The organism is Achromobacter sp. SX5, assembly GCF_056711425.1.
The window spans coordinates 4,694,084-4,707,895 of sequence record NZ_CM160041.1; the positions used below are offsets into that span (position 1 = coordinate 4,694,084).

11 protein-coding genes and 1 pseudogene are annotated in these 13,812 nt (G+C 68.1%); 1 reads left to right on the top strand and 11 read right to left on the bottom strand.

Annotation, left to right across the window (positions count from 1 at the left end):
* Positions 1 to 3: 3 nt before the first annotated feature.
* Positions 4 to 1,527, bottom strand: a complete 1,524-nt coding sequence (locus AC1M14_RS22000) for a M48 family metalloprotease (RefSeq protein ID WP_258231543.1) — start codon at positions 1,525 to 1,527, stop codon at positions 4 to 6.
* Between the two features lie 56 nt (positions 1,528 to 1,583).
* Between AC1M14_RS22000 and galU the strand changes: the two genes are divergently transcribed.
* Positions 1,584 to 2,435, top strand: a complete 852-nt coding sequence (gene galU / locus AC1M14_RS22005) for a UTP--glucose-1-phosphate uridylyltransferase GalU (RefSeq protein ID WP_102775589.1) — start codon at positions 1,584 to 1,586, stop codon at positions 2,433 to 2,435.
* Positions 2,436 to 2,450: 15 nt separating this feature from the next.
* Here galU and AC1M14_RS22010 read toward each other — a convergent pair whose 3' ends face one another.
* From AC1M14_RS22010 to dkgB, 10 genes and pseudogenes are all read right to left on the bottom strand, one after another.
* Positions 2,451 to 3,317, bottom strand: coding sequence for a cytochrome c oxidase assembly protein (locus tag AC1M14_RS22010; protein WP_102775588.1), 867 nt, complete (start codon positions 3,315 to 3,317; stop codon positions 2,451 to 2,453).
* Positions 3,318 to 3,394: 77 nt separating this feature from the next.
* A pseudogene (locus AC1M14_RS22015) lies at positions 3,395 to 4,467 on the bottom strand (porin).
* Between the two features lie 34 nt (positions 4,468 to 4,501).
* Positions 4,502 to 7,279, bottom strand: a complete 2,778-nt coding sequence (mgtA, locus tag AC1M14_RS22020) for a magnesium-translocating P-type ATPase (protein ID WP_479730460.1) — start codon at positions 7,277 to 7,279, stop codon at positions 4,502 to 4,504.
* Positions 7,280 to 7,697: 418 nt separating this feature from the next.
* A complete protein-coding gene (locus AC1M14_RS22025; RefSeq protein WP_102775585.1) occupies positions 7,698 to 8,030 on the bottom strand; it encodes a hypothetical protein in 333 nt (110 codons plus the stop codon).
* 408 nt (positions 8,031 to 8,438) lie between these two features.
* Positions 8,439 to 9,401, bottom strand: a complete 963-nt coding sequence (locus tag AC1M14_RS22030; RefSeq protein ID WP_479730461.1) for an alcohol dehydrogenase catalytic domain-containing protein — start codon at positions 9,399 to 9,401, stop codon at positions 8,439 to 8,441.
* Between the two features lie 14 nt (positions 9,402 to 9,415).
* Positions 9,416 to 9,745 (bottom strand): phenolic acid decarboxylase, encoded by a 330-nt coding sequence (locus tag AC1M14_RS22035; protein WP_479730462.1) that lies wholly within the window; start codon positions 9,743 to 9,745, stop codon positions 9,416 to 9,418.
* An 8-nt stretch (positions 9,746 to 9,753) separates the two neighbouring features.
* A complete protein-coding gene (locus AC1M14_RS22040) occupies positions 9,754 to 10,782 on the bottom strand; it encodes an aldo/keto reductase (protein ID WP_479730463.1) in 1,029 nt (342 codons plus the stop codon).
* Positions 10,783 to 10,785: 3 nt separating this feature from the next.
* Positions 10,786 to 11,904: an alkene reductase gene (locus tag AC1M14_RS22045; RefSeq protein WP_479730464.1), complete on the bottom strand. Its 1,119-nt coding sequence runs from the start codon at positions 11,902 to 11,904 to the stop codon at positions 10,786 to 10,788.
* On the bottom strand, positions 11,897 to 12,862 hold the full coding sequence (locus AC1M14_RS22050) for a TIGR03571 family LLM class oxidoreductase (RefSeq protein ID WP_479730465.1): 966 nt from the start codon (positions 12,860 to 12,862) through the stop codon (positions 11,897 to 11,899). Before AC1M14_RS22050 ends, AC1M14_RS22045 begins: the two co-directional genes overlap by 8 nt.
* 12 nt (positions 12,863 to 12,874) lie before the next feature.
* Positions 12,875 to 13,681 carry a 2,5-didehydrogluconate reductase DkgB gene (gene dkgB, locus AC1M14_RS22055; protein WP_479730466.1) on the bottom strand — a complete coding sequence of 269 codons (807 nt, stop codon included), beginning with the start codon at positions 13,679 to 13,681 and terminating at the stop codon, positions 12,875 to 12,877.
* Between the last annotated feature and the right edge of the window lie 131 nt (positions 13,682 to 13,812).

Sequence of the window (13,812 nt, forward strand, 5' to 3'; positions counted from 1 at the left end):
GGTTCAGCCCGACTTGAAGCGCTCCAGCAGCTGGCGTTCCTCGGCCAGCTTGTCCTTGACTTCCTTGATCTGCACGTCGATCTGCGACTGCTCATAGAAATCGTTGGACATGCCGCGCGCCTGCTGCAGCTGCGATTCGGCGGCGGCGAACGCGCCGGTCATGACATAGAAGCGCGCCAGGTCGCGGCGCGCCTGCACGGGCTTGCCGTTGCGCTCCTCGCTTTGCGCCAGCATCTGGTAGAGGCTGGGCTCGTCGCTGCCCCAGACTTTGATCTTGGCCCGCAGGTAGTCCTGCGCCTCGGCGTGGCGGCCCACGCTTTGCAGCGCCTGGGCGTAGGCGATGCCGAGCGCGCGCTGGTCGGGCCAGCGCTTGGTGGCGGCCTGCGCCAGTTCCAGCGCCTTGGGGTAGGTCTTGCGCGCCAGCGCCACGTCGATGCCGAGCTTGGCCAGCTGGGGCGAGTTGCGTCCGTCCGCGGCGGCCAGTTCCAGGTTGCGTTCGGCTTCGGCCAGGTTGTTGCGCTGGAAGGCCTGCAGCGCCAGGCCGTAGTAGGCGGCAGAGCGGCGCACGCCGGACAGCGCCTGCGCCTCGTCCTGGAGCTGCTGGGCGGCCGAACGCAGGCTGACGGCGTCGCGCCCCTGCACCACCCGCATCTTGGCGCGCAAGTACCAGAAATCGTCGCTGTCGATATGGCGCGAGGCCGGCATGCCGCGCACGCGGTTCTGGATGTCCGACATGCGCTCGATGGACAGCGGGTGGGTGCTGGCCCAGGAGCCGCCGCCGGCGCCTTCGTTCAGGCGCGAGGCGTTCATCAGGCGCGCGAACATCTGCGACATGCCGCTGGCGTCGTAACCGGCCTTGGTCAGCATCTGGACCCCGGCGCGGTCGGCCTCGCGCTCGGCGTCGCGCGAGAAGCCCAGCTGGCGGTTGATGGCCGCGGCCTGGCCGAACGCGGCCACGCCCACCGCCAGGTTGCCGCCGCCGCCGGCCAGGGCGGCCAGCAGCGCCCCGGCCAGGCTGGCCAGCATCACCATGCCGTTCTGGTTCTGCTGCGTCATGCCGCGCGCGATGTGGCGCTGCACGACGTGGCCGATTTCGTGCGCCAGCACCGCCGCCAGTTCGGATTCGCTGGCCGAGGACACGATCAGGCCGGTATTGACGCCGATGTAGCCGCCGGGCATGGCGAAGGCGTTGATCTCGGGGTCGCGCACGCCGAACATTTCCACCTCGGGCACGGCGCCCGACGCGTAGGACGCAAGCTTGCGCCCCATGGTGGTGAGGTACTGGCTGAGTTCGGGGTCGTCGATATAGGTGGGGTCGCGCCGCCCCTGGGCCATGATGGCCTGGCCCAGGCTGCGCTCCAGCATGGGCGAGAGTTCGGCCGCCGAGGCCGCGCCCATCGAGGGCAGCCCCATCGGCTGCGCCCAGGCGGTTGCCGGCAACCCCGGCACGGCCAGCGCCGCACAGAGGCCGAAAATTGCGCCTCGTTTCGCAATCGAGCAAATGGATGGCATTTTCCTGCGGTTCATAAGCCTATGATAGCGATGAGATTAAAATGTTTCATCGACTCCCCAACGAGGTCTCAATGCGTCCTGTCCGTAAAGCCGTTTTCCCCGTCGCTGGCATGGGCACGCGCTTCCTGCCCGCCACCAAGGCGATGCCCAAGGAAATGCTGCCCGTGGTCGACAAGCCGCTCATCCAATATGCTGTCGAAGAGGCCGTCGCCGCCGGCATCACCGACCTGATTTTCGTGACAGGACGCAACAAGCGCGCAATCGAAGACCACTTCGATTCCGCCCCCGAGCTTGAATCCGACCTGGAAAGCAAGGGCAAGCACGAGCTCCTGGCCATGGTGCGCGGCATTCTACCCGCGCACGTCAACTGTCTGTACATCCGCCAGTCGGCCCCGCTCGGGCTGGGCCACGCCGTGCTGTCGGCCGCCCCGGCCGTGGGCGACGAGCCCTTCGCCGTGCTGCTGGCCGACGACCTGATCGACTCCGACACGCCAGCCCTGAAGCAGCTGGTGGACGTGGCCGTGGCGCAGAACGCCAGCGTGCTGGGCGTGCAGGACGTGCCCCGCGCCGACACCCGCAAGTACGGCATCGTGGCCACCCGCGAGGGCGAGTCCCGCGCCGACGGCCGCACCGAGCGCGTCACGCACATCGTTGAAAAGCCCGATCCCGAAGTCGCCCCGTCCACGCTGGCGGTGGTGGGCCGCTACGTGCTGGAAGCCGCCATCTTCGATCATCTGCGCTCCACCAAGATGGGCGCCGGCAACGAAATCCAGCTCACCGACGGCATCGCCTCGATGATGCGCGAACGCGCCGTGTACGCGCACCGCTACGACGGCGTGCGCTACGACTGCGGCAGCAAGGCTGGCATGTTCCAGGCCACCGTGGCGCTGGGCAAGAAGTACCACGGCCTCGAACCGGAATGAACCCGCCCTAGGCGGCTAGGCCGACAGCGCACGGCTCTTGGCCCGCGCGCGGGCCTGGGCGTCGCGGTCGGCCTTGCGCAGGCGCCCCTTGGCCGACAGCCGCATCAAGGTTCCCAGGGCCACCATCAGGCCGATCACCTCGACCAGCGCGGCGGGAATCCACATCGTCAGCCCGCCGATGGTCTGGTCGGTCTGGGCCGACATCGCGATGGCGCGGCCGCACAACTCGAACAAAGGGTAGATATCGCTTTCCGTGAAGGCGATGACCGCGCCCGCCACCATCTGCGGCAGCATCGTCAGCACCGGCGAAATGACCCGGCCGCCGGGCGTCATGGCCGCCGGCGGCGCGGGCCGGCGGTCGAGGATCAGGTTCCAGTACATGAAGCCGCTGATCACCACCGACCAGTTCATCAGGCGGTACAGGCGCCAGTCCAGCATGGAATAGAACTGCACCGACGGGATCAGCCAGACCAGCACCAGGAACACGAACAGCGACGGCACGAAGATCTTGTTGGTCAGCACCGCCACCGTGGCGCGGCCCGCGCCGGTGCGCAGGAAGTCCCGCAGCCGCAGCCGCCAGGCCATGGGCAGGCCCGCCCGCATGACCTGCCCCGGGAAAGCCGCCATCACCAGCAGCGGCCCCAGATGGTGCAGCACCAGGTGCTGGATGCGGTGGATGAAGAACATGCGCTCGGCGTAGTAGTCCAGCCGGGTATGCATGGACAGGTACAGCAGCACCAGGCCCGCCCAGAACAGGATCTTGCGCGCGCCGGTCACGCGATGGACGCGCTGGCCGCGCACGAACAGCGCGATGGCGACCGCAAAGGAAGCCACCAGCGTGGGAGAGAACTCCCAGGGTACGAGCCATTCGAGACTATCCATGCAAACCGTCCGGAAAACTGCGGGGATGACGAGGACCGGCGCCAGGCGCCGCATCCCGTCGATTGTAGCTGCGGAGCTCAGAAACGGTGGGAGATGCCGGCGCCGCACCGGATGGTGTGGGAATGGGCCGGATCGAACTGTTCTTCCAGGGTGTAGTTCGAGGCATAGCCCGCAAACGCATAAAGCGTGGTCCGCCGCGACAGGCCGTAGGTATAGCCCAGCGTGGCCACCTGCGCGTTGCGCGCCCGGGCGCCGTCGTCCCAGCGCCAGTCCGGATGCGCCAGCGACCATTGCAGCAGCAGCGTACCCGGCCCGGCCGGCACGCTGGCGCCGATCAGCCAGGCGTCGACCGTGCCGCCGCGCGCGAACGCCGGCGGCCCTCGTCCAGCCCGGCATAGCCGTTGCGCTGGCGAGACCAGGCCACGGACAGCCTCAGCACCTCGAAGTCGTAAGCCGCGCCGAGCTGCACGGCCTGGGGACGGCCGCCGGCCTCGGGGCCGTCGGCCAGCCGCAGCTGGTCCCAGGTAGCGACCGCCAGCAGCGGCCCCTGCTCGTACTTCAGGCCGGCGCTGACGGCCCGGTTGTTCGCCGCGGTGCGGAAGCGATCCTGGCCGTCGGCGTCGAAGGAATAGCCGAGGCCGGCCTGGAAACCGCTCCACGTCGGCGAAAGATAATTCACCATATTGTCGAGCTGGTAGTTGTCCGAAGCCTTGAAGGTGGCGCCCATGCCCATTTCCTTCCAGGAAGCGATTTCCAGCGCGCTGCCGTACAGCTGGCCCACCGGGTGCTGGCGGCCCAGCCGCAGCTCGCCATAGTCGTCGCTGGCCAGCCCGACCCAGGCGGCGTAGTCGAACAATTTGCCGTCGCCGTCGGCCCGCCGGCCCGAGGACGGGTCGAAGCCGCTTTCCAGCTGGAAGCGCGACCGCCAGCCGCCGCCCAGCTCTTCGGCGCCCATCAGCCCCCACTGGGAGTCGGTGAGCCCGCCGTCGAGCAGGCCGGCGCGGCTGCCCTTGCCCGAGGTGCTGGTGACGGCCACGCCGGCGTCCACCACCCCGTACAGGAGCGCGCCGCTCGCCGCGTCCGCGGCCTGCGCCCAGGGCGCCAGAACCGCGCCGGCCAGGGCCAGCGCGCCCATGCAGAAGTTTTTCATGCCGGTCTCCCGATACGGCCACGGACGCCCGCGGCTATTGCCAGCCATGACGGCGCACCCAGATCGTTTTCAGCAGCTGCGTCAGGACGCAGTAGCTGAGCAGGATACCCGCGAGCCAGGGGAAATAGCGCCACGGCAGCGCCTGCAGCTGGAAATACCCGGCCAGCGGCGAGAACGGCAGCAGCAGCCCCACGCCCACGACCGCCAGCGTCATCGCCGCCAGCGGCCAGGCGGGACGGCTTTGCAGGAACGGAATCTTGCGCGTGCGGATCATGTGCACCACCAGCGTCTGCGACAGCAGCCCTTCGACGAACCAGCCCGACTGGAACAGCGTCTGGTGCTCGGGGGCGTTGGCCTGGAACACGTACCACATGAGGGCGTACGTGGCGATGTCGAAAATGGAGCTGATCGGGCCGAAGAAGACCATGAACCGCCCCAGGCCGTCGGGGTCCCATTGCTGGGGCCGCCGCAGCAGTTCCGCGTCCACGTTGTCGAACGGGATCGCGGCCTGGGAGATGTCGTAGATCAGGTTCTGCAGCAGCAGGTGGATGGGCAGCATGGGCAAGAACGGCAGAAAGGCGCTGGCCACCAATACCGAAAACACGTTGCCGAAATTCGAGCTGGCCGTCATCTTGAGGTACTTGAGCATGTTGCAGAAGGTCTTGCGGCCTTCGATGATGCCGTCCTCCAGCACCATCAGGCTTTTCTCCAGCAGGATGATGTCGGCGGCCTCTTTCGAGATGTCGACCGCCGAGTCCACCGAGATCCCCACGTCGGCCGCGTGCAGCGCCGGCGCGTCGTTGATGCCGTCGCCCATGAAGCCCACGGTGCAGCCCTGCGCCCGCAGGCTGCGCACGATTCTTTCCTTGTGCGCCGGCGTCAGGCGGGCGAACACGTTGGCCTCGCGCACGGCGGCGGCCAGCTGGCGCTCGTCCATCTCTTCGATCTCGGCGCCCAGGTAGACCTTGCGCACCGTGAAATCGACCTCCCGGCAGACCTTCTGCGTGACCAGCTCCACGTCGCCGGTCAGCACCTTCACTTCGACGCCGGACTCGCGCAGCGCCGCCAGCGCGGGCGCGGTGGACTCCTTGGGCGGGTCCAGGAACGCGATGTAGCCCACCAGCACCAGGTCGGACTCGTCGGCCACGCCGTAGGCGCGGCCGGCCGGTGGCATTTCCTTCACGCCCACGGCGATGACGCGCAGGCCGTCGCGGTTCAGCGCCGCCGTCACGCGGCGGATGTCCTGCCGGCGCGCCTCGGTCAGCGGATGCGTCTCGCCGCCCACGCGCAGGCGGGTGCAGGCGGCCAGCACTTCCTCCAGTGCGCCCTTGCAGATCAGCTCGTGGTGGTCGCGGCCGTTCTCGGTTTCGTTGACCACGACCGACATGCGGCGGCGCGCGAAGTCGAAGGGGATCTCGTCGACCTTGCGGTACTTCGCGGCCAGCTCCAGGCTGCGCTCGACTTCGGCGTGCTGCAGCACGGCCACGTCCAGCAGGTTCTTCAGCCCGGTCTGGTAGTAGCTGTTGAGATAGGCGTAGGCCAGCACCTCGTCGCAGCTCGCGCCGTAGACGTCGATGTGCCGCTCCAGCACGATGCGGTCCTGGGTCAGAGTGCCGGTCTTGTCGGTGCACAGCACGTTCATCGCGCCCAGGTTCTGAATGGCGTCCAGGCGCTTGACCACCACTTTGCGCCGCGACATGCGCAGCGCGCCCTTGGCCAGCGTGGCCGTGACGATCATGGGCAGCATTTCGGGGGTCAGCCCCACGGCGATGGCCAGCGCGAACAGCAGCGCCTCCAGCCAGTCGCCCTTGGTGAAGCCGTTGATCAGCATGACGATGGGCGCCATCACCAGCATGAAGCGGATCAGCACCCAGCTCACCCGGTTGATGCCTTGCTGGAACTGGGTGGGCTGGCGGCTGGCCTGCGTCACACGTCCGGCGAGCTGGCCGAAATAGGTGCGCGCGCCGGTGGCCACCACCAGGGCCAGGCCGGAGCCGCTGACCACGTTGGTGCCCATGAACGCCATGTTTTCCAGCTCCAGCGCGGCGGCGGCCGGGGTGCGCTGGCATGCGTGCTTCTCGACCGGCAGGGATTCGCCCGTCAGCGCGGCCTGGGCCACGAACAGGTCCTTGGCCGCCAGGATGCGGCAGTCGGCCGGAATCATGTCGCCGGCCGACAGCAGCACCACGTCGCCCGGCGCCAGGGCGGCCAGGGGCACTTCCGCCTGGCGCGGCCCGCCGGCCTGCGCGCCGCCGAACTGGCGCGGCGCCGGGCCGGCATCGCTGCGCAGCACCGTGGCGGTGTTCTGCACCATGGCCTTGAGCGCCTCGGCCGCGCGGTTGGAGCGCCGCTCCTGCACGAAGCGCAGCACGGTGGAGATCAGCACCATGGAGCCGATGATGAGGGCCGCGGTCCACGATTGTTCGGCCGGCGCGGCCATGCGCACGTCGGTCAGCCACGACAGCACGGCCAGCGCCGTCAGCAGCAGGTTGAACGGATTGCGGTAGGACAGCCACAGATGGGCATGCCAGGACAGCGGCTTTTCGTGGTCGACCTCGTTGGCGCCGTGGCGCTCGCGCGCGGCGCGGGCCTGGTCTTCGCTCAGCCCCGCCCGGCTGCTGCCGTAGCGGGCGAACAGGGCGTCGTCGTCCAGCCGCGCAAGCGCCAGCATCTGGCGGTTGGCGCGGCGGCCGGCTTCGACCGACGCGGCGGCGTCGCCGGCCCGCAACGGCATGGGCGTGCGGCGGAAATGGCGCGCGACATGGCGCAGGCCGGCCGCCGACGAAAAGAAGGAATGAAGGAACTTGAACATTGGAGTGCTCCGGTTTTTCTGGTGTTGTCGGAGACACTGACGCTTCCGCCCGCGGCTGCGTGCGGCCGGCCGCGGGCCACGGCCTGCGGGGGGCAGGTCGTCGTTCCGCTTACGGGCGTGCGCAGACGCCGGGGCGATGTTGCCGGTGTCCGGATCGCGTCGTAGATGCGCCGGGTGCGGAAAACGGAAGAAAGGCTGGCGAAGGAATCCGGGGCGGCGCTAGCGGCTCACGTGGCGTGGGCCAGGCCGGGGATCCTGGGCTGCGGGCTCCGTACGGACCGGAACGGCTGTCCGATCGTCGGCTCGCAGCGAGAAGACGGGTCAGACAGGCATGCCGGTGCCGCGCACTGCACGGCGCAATCGAGATTCAGGGTCTAAGGCACTGGGCATGGATCTCTCCTGGTTTGGGCCGGACGGCTCAGGCCATCGCGGCCTGCGCGCCGAAATGCACGCGGCGCACGGCGGGGTTGGCGCTCAGGCGGCGGGCCTGCGACATCAGCTCGCCGCGCAGCTCGGGGGGGCAATTGACCGTGATGCAGGCCGATGCCGTGTCGGGGTCGTGGCCCGGTTCGATCTGGACTTGCGAGACGGCCAGGCCGGCGGCGCTGAAGTCCAGATAGATCTGCTTGCGCAGGGCGCCCAGTTCGCCGCGCGGACAAATGACGGTCAGGCGCGAAGTGCCGCGGCGGCGGCTCAGGGCGGCGGCACGGTCCACGCCGGCGCGGCGCAGGAACAAGTCGAAGAAACGCATAACGACCTCCATTGCAGGAACGGGGAGCGTGATCGCGAATACGCGCGCAGGCCTGCGCGGCGCTGGAAGCACGGCACGAAACAGGCGTGCGCGTACGCGGGCGCTGCGGCTAGCGGCGGTTCTGGCGGTTGGTACGCCGGTGTATACGTTGGGGAGGTTCCCGGTAAGCCTGATGCGACCGGGAAGACCGCAACCTGTTCAACAGGCTGCGGCAGACGGAGTTCTGCGTGGACCTGTCAGACAGCGGCGTCGATGCAAGATCGACAACTTTCGCCGGAATCGGTATTCACGAAGATTGCTCCTGGGATGGATAACGCCCAAGATTTTAGCCGGGTTTCCACTTATGGACAAGGGTTATCCACAGAAAAAATGCCCGGCATCCATATGGGCCGCCCTGAGAGCGCCGGCCTACGCAAAAACCGCCACGTACTTGCTGCCGTCGTTGTTTGCCTTGAGCCGGGCCAGGGCGGTATCCAGCTGCTCGAAGGCCACGGTCTGGATGGCCGGCAGCACCAGCTTGCCCTGCTGGACCTGCTGCAGCAGCTGCGCTGCGGCGGCGACCAGTTCGCTCCACTGCGCATCGCTGCCATGGCCGTGCTGGGCGGCCAACGCGATTTCGTGCAGCGAAATACAGCTGCTGAAAGGCGCGACCGGCGAGGCGTCCAGCCGGTCCTGAATGCAGACCAGATGGCCGTAGTACTCCAGCATGGCCGCCAGCCCCCGGGCACTGTCGCCACTGACCGTATCGAAGGCGGCATAGAACCGCATGCCCGCGAAGCGCTCGGCCCAGCGCTCGTCACGGTAGTCCACCGCCTGCACCACGCCGGCTTGCGCCAGGAAGGCATGGCGCCGCGGGCTGGCCGTGGCATAGACCTTGGCGCCGCGCTGGGCCAGCAGTTGGCAGATCGCGCTGCCCACGGCGCCGCCCGCGCCGTTCACCAGAATGGTCTTGCCGGCAATGGCTGGCAACTTCTGCAGCGCCTGCCAGGCGGTCAGCACCGGACACGGAAAAGCCGCGGCAGCCACGTCGCTCAGGCTGTCGGGCACGGGCAGCAGCGCGCGGGCGTCGACCAGCGTGTATTCGCTGAAACTGCCGTCCTTGCGCAGATCGGTGTGGTAGGCCACCCGCGTTCCCACGCGCAGTTGCGATGCCGCATCCCCGACGGCGGCGATCACGCCCATGCCGTCCACGCCCGGAATGGTGTCGGTGTCGAAACGGCCCAGCCGTCCGTCGATCAGCTTCCAGTCGACGGGATTGAGGCCGATGGCGCGGTTTTTCACCAGCACCGTGGCGCCGGTGGGGCTGGGCCGTGTTTTGCGGCCCAGGCGGATCTGCTGCTGGTTCAGCAACCAGGCTTGCATGGTGTTCATGCTTGCTTCCTTTTTCAGCGGAGCTCGGTCAGCGGCCCCTGCATGCGGTAAAAGCTCAGATCGGCGGCGGTGAAGAAGGCCTGCGAACGGCCGCGGATGAAATCGTCGATATGCACGACGGTGGCGCCATCCGCTTCCTGCCAGGAGATCGCGTAAACGCCATCGCTGACCTCCTGCCACTGGCATTGCGCCTCGCCGCTGGCGCCGGCGTAGGCGCCCGAGACGATGGCGTAGCGGATCGTCTTGCCGTCTTCCGAATAGATGTTGTGCGCCGACAGACCGTCGTAGTCGACACGAAAGCTGCGCCCGGCGAACAACGGGCGGGAGGGGGTAGTGGTGCTCATGGCTTCGATCAGAGAGGTAGAGGCGCGTGGGCCGACACCAGGCCCTGATCGCGCAGCGCCGTCCAGAACGCGGCCGGAATCGGCGCCTTGGCCAACGCCAGGTTCTCGGCAATGCGCTCGGGGCGGCTGGCGCCGGGGATGGCCGCGATCACCGCGGGGTGGGCCAGCGAGAACTGCAGGGCCGCGGCACGGATGTCCACCTGGTGCTCCTCGCTCAAGCGGCGCAGGCGCGCCACGCGCTCCAGGACTTCCGGCGATGCCTTCTGGTACTCGTAGTGATCGCCCCCGGCCAGCACGCCGGAGTTGTACGGACCGCCCACCACGATGCCCACGCCGCGCTTCAGGCTGGCCGGCATCAGCTTGCGCAGTGCGTCGGCATGGTCGAGCAGCGTGTAGCGGCCCGCCAGCAGAAAGCCGTCGGGATCGGACTGCTCCAGCGCCATCTCGCAGGGCTCGACGCGGTTCACGCCCAGGCCCCAGCCCTTGATCACGCCCTGCTCGCGCAGGCGGGTCAAGGCCCGGGCGGCGCCGTCCATGGCTACCTGGAACACGTCCTTCCAGCTGTCGCCGTGGAAATCCACGGCCGGGTCGTGGATGAAGACATGGTCGATGTGGTCGGTCTTCAGGCGCTTGAGGCTGCCCTCGATGGCGCGCATGGTGCCGTCGGCCGTGTAGTCGTAGGCGATCTTGTTGGGCAGACCGTGCTCGAACAGGCCGCCCTTCTCGCCCAGGTCGCGCTTGGAGGTGTCCTCCACCTCGTCCAGGATCAGGCGCCCCACCTTCGTGGTCAGCACGTATTCGCTGCGCGGATGGTGCTGCAGCGCCTCGCCCAGGCGAAGCTCGGCCAGGCCCGCGCCATACAGCGGGGCTGCGTCGAAGTAGCGTATGCCCTGCTGCCAGGCGGACTCCACCGTGGCCAGCGCTTCCTGCTCGGGAATGTTGCGGTACATGTTGCCCAGGGGCGCCGTGCCGAAGCCGATCGCGGTCGGTGCGGACATGCGCTTGGGGGCGGCAAGACTGTCGGTGTTCATGTTCATGGCTCAGGCTTCTTCGGTTTCCAGTGCGGGGTAGTCGGTCAGGCCGCACTCGCCGCCGCCGAACAGTGTTTCGCGGTCATGCAGGTTCAGCGGCGCGCCGGTGCGCAGGCGCTCGGGCAGGTCGGGGTTGGCGACAAAAGGCCGGCCAAAGCCGATCAGGTCGGCCCAGCCCTGCTCCAGGGCCTGGCGGGCGCGCTCGGCCGTGTAGCCGCCGGCATAGATCATGGCGCCGGGGAAGGCCTGACGCAGGCGCTGCTTGAAGTTCACCGGCATGAGCGGCGCGTCTTCCCAGTCGGCCTCGGCAATGTGGATATAGCCCACGCCCATGCCGGCCAGCAGCCGGGCCGCTCCCAGGTAAGTGGTTTCAGGGTCGGCGTCCACACAGCCATTGAGCGTGGTCAGCGGCGCCAGGCGAATGCCGACGCGGCCGGCGCCGCCCGTGCCCTCGATCAGCACCTGGGTCACTTCGCCCAGGAAGCGCAGGCGGTTTTTCAGCGCGCCGCCATACTCGTCGGTGCGGTCGTTGGCGTTGGAGTCGATGAACTGGTTGACCAGGTAGCCGTTGGCCGCATGCAGCTCCACGCCGTCGAAACCGGCTGCCATGGCGTTGCGCGCGGCCTGGCGGTAGTCGGCCACGATGGCGTGGATCTCGTCGACGCTGAGTGCGCGCGGCATGGACGCCTGGGCGAAGCCGGGCTTGCCGTCGGCCTCGGCCACGAACACATTCACGCCCTGGGCCTGGATGGCCGAGGAAGACACGGGCGACTGGCCATTCAACAGGCTGCTGTGGCTCAAGCGGCCCACGTGCCAGAGCTGAGCAAAGATGCGGCCGCCGGCGGCGTGCACGGCTTCGGTCACCAGGCGCCAGCCTGCTATCTGCTCCGGCGTATGGATGCCGGGCGTCCAGGCATAGCCCTTGCCCAGCGGCGAGATCCAGGTGCCTTCGCTGACGATGAGGCCGGCTCTGGCGCGCTGGGCGTAGTACTCGGCCATCAGGGCGTTGGGCACGTCGCCGGGCTGGCTGGCGCGCGAACGCGTCATCGGGGGCATGACGATGCGGTTGGGCAGGTCGAGGCCGCCCATCGAATATGGCTTGAACAAGGGGTCTTGGATATCAGGCATTGCAAATCTCCTCGGCCGGCGCTGTCACCTTGGCCGCTGAACGATGAAAAACAGGCAGCACGTGCTCGGCGATCTCATGGAAAGTCTCGTCGAGCGGGCGCTGGTTACGGCGGAAATGCAGGCCCACGTGATCGACGCCGGCCGCGCGCAGCGCGTGCAGTTCGGCGATCAGGGCCCGGCGGCCGCCGCGCAGGCCGAAGCGCCAGCGTTGCAGCGGCTCGTCGGCGTCTTCGGTCAAATCCAGATGGATGAAGCTGGCGTATGGCTTGCCGCCCGCCACGGCGCGCCAGGCCGCCACGCGGCGCGCATGGTCCTCGGGCGTGCCCGGGTAGGCCAGGCAGCCGTCCATGTTTTCAGCCACCCAGTCGGGAGTCTGCTGGGCCAGGCCGGCCACCAGCAGCGGCAGCGCCGCGTCCATGCGCGGCAGCACATCGAGCCCACCCGGCAAACGGGCCTGCGCGCTGTCGCGCAGCAGCTGCACCTGCTCGCGGAAGCTCGCGCCGCGGCCCGCGAAGTCGCGGCCGAACAGCGGATACTCCACGGGACGGTCGCCGCTGGCCACGCCCAGCAGCAGGCGGTTGCCGCTCAGGCGCTGCACGGTGGCGGCGGACTTGAGCGTCAGCAGCGGCTCACGAATCGGCAGCACCACGGCGGCCGTGCCCAACAGAATGTCCTGCGTGACGCCGGCCAGGTAGCCCAGGTAGGAAAACACCTCGAACACCTGGGCCGCATCGCCGAAGGACGGGTCGTACAGCGGCACGTCCCGCACCCACAGGGCGCGAAAGCCGAGCTTGTCGGCCAGCCGGGCCAGTTCGGCATGGCGGCGCAGGTCCGGCTCGCCGGGCAGGCGGCCGTCCTGCCGTCGCGCCTGTTCGCCCGCGGGCGTCCAGTCGTTGTCCAGCGGCGCCTCGATGCCTATGCTGAAGCCGCCTTCGGTCAAGCGAGCCAGAGTCGCCATTTCAAGCGCTCCTTAGTCCCACACCGGAGCCAGGCCCTCGGGGCTGACTTCGCGGCCGTTGCGCTCCAGGGAGGCGATCAGGGCCATGTCTTCGGCGTCCAGTTTGAAGTCGCGCGCCAGCAGGTTGCTGGCCAGGTTCTCGCGCTTGGTCGAGGACGGAATCACGGCATAGCCCAGTTGCAGCGCCCATGCCAGCGCCACCTGCGCCACCGTGGCGTTGTGCTTGGCGGCGATGCGGGCCAGCACCGGGTCTTTGAGCACCTTGCCGTAGGCCAGGGTCATGTAGGAGGTGACCTGGATGCCTTGCTCCTTCAGGAAAGCCGTCAGCTTGCGGCCTTGCAGGTAGGGGCTGAGCTCGATCTGGTTGGTCGCGATCTCGCCCTCGCCCACGGCGGCGATGGCCTGGCGGGTCAGCTCGATATTGAAGTTGGAGATGCCGATCTGGCGGGTCAGGCCCCGGGCCTTGGCATCGGCCAGGGCTTCCATGTACTCGGACAACTCCACGCCATTGCCGGGCGCGGGCCAGTGGATCAGGGTCAGGTCCACATAGTCGGTGCGCAGCTTCTTGAGGCTGTCCTGCAGGCTGGGGACCAGCCTGGCCTTGCTGTAGTTCTCGACCCAGATCTTGGTGGTCACGAAGAGGTCCGTGCGCTGCACGCCGCTTTCGGCGATGGCCTGGCCGACTTCAGCCTCGTTGCCGTAGATCTGCGCCGTATCGACGGCGCGGTAACCCACGTCCAGGGCGTTGCGGACCGAGTCGATCACGACTTGGCCGTTCAGGCGGAAGGTGCCGACGCCGAAGGAAGGAATATTGCTCATGGAAGGACTCCTGGGATGATGTGAAAGGCGGGGTGGTTTCCCGATAGGCTGCAGTTTGCGCTTTTCATATTTGCCAATTAAGCCCCTTATCGAACAAATTCTTTTGAAATAAAGTCAAATATCGGAGCAAA

Excerpts from the sequence above, each read along its gene's own strand:
- AC1M14_RS22040 (WP_479730463.1), bottom strand. The coding sequence starts at position 10,782 with ATGAACATGAACACCGACAGTCTTGCCGCCCCCAAGCGCATGTCCGCA.
- AC1M14_RS22030 (WP_479730461.1), bottom strand. The coding sequence starts at position 9,401 with ATGAACACCATGCAAGCCTGGTTGCTGAACCAGCAGCAGATCCGCCTG.
- AC1M14_RS22035 (WP_479730462.1), bottom strand. The coding sequence starts at position 9,745 with ATGAGCACCACTACCCCCTCCCGCCCGTTGTTCGCCGGGCGCAGCTTT.
- AC1M14_RS22050 (WP_479730465.1), bottom strand. The coding sequence starts at position 12,862 with ATGGCGACTCTGGCTCGCTTGACCGAAGGCGGCTTCAGCATAGGCATC.
- mgtA (WP_479730460.1), bottom strand. The coding sequence starts at position 7,279 with ATGTTCAAGTTCCTTCATTCCTTCTTTTCGTCGGCGGCCGGCCTGCGC.
- AC1M14_RS22025 (WP_102775585.1), bottom strand. The coding sequence starts at position 8,030 with ATGCGTTTCTTCGACTTGTTCCTGCGCCGCGCCGGCGTGGACCGTGCC.
- AC1M14_RS22010 (WP_102775588.1), bottom strand. The coding sequence starts at position 3,317 with ATGGATAGTCTCGAATGGCTCGTACCCTGGGAGTTCTCTCCCACGCTG.
- galU (WP_102775589.1), top strand. The coding sequence starts at position 1,584 with ATGCGTCCTGTCCGTAAAGCCGTTTTCCCCGTCGCTGGCATGGGCACG.
- dkgB (WP_479730466.1), bottom strand. The coding sequence starts at position 13,681 with ATGAGCAATATTCCTTCCTTCGGCGTCGGCACCTTCCGCCTGAACGGC.
- AC1M14_RS22000 (WP_258231543.1), bottom strand. The coding sequence starts at position 1,527 with ATGAACCGCAGGAAAATGCCATCCATTTGCTCGATTGCGAAACGAGGC.
- AC1M14_RS22045 (WP_479730464.1), bottom strand. The coding sequence starts at position 11,904 with ATGCCTGATATCCAAGACCCCTTGTTCAAGCCATATTCGATGGGCGGC.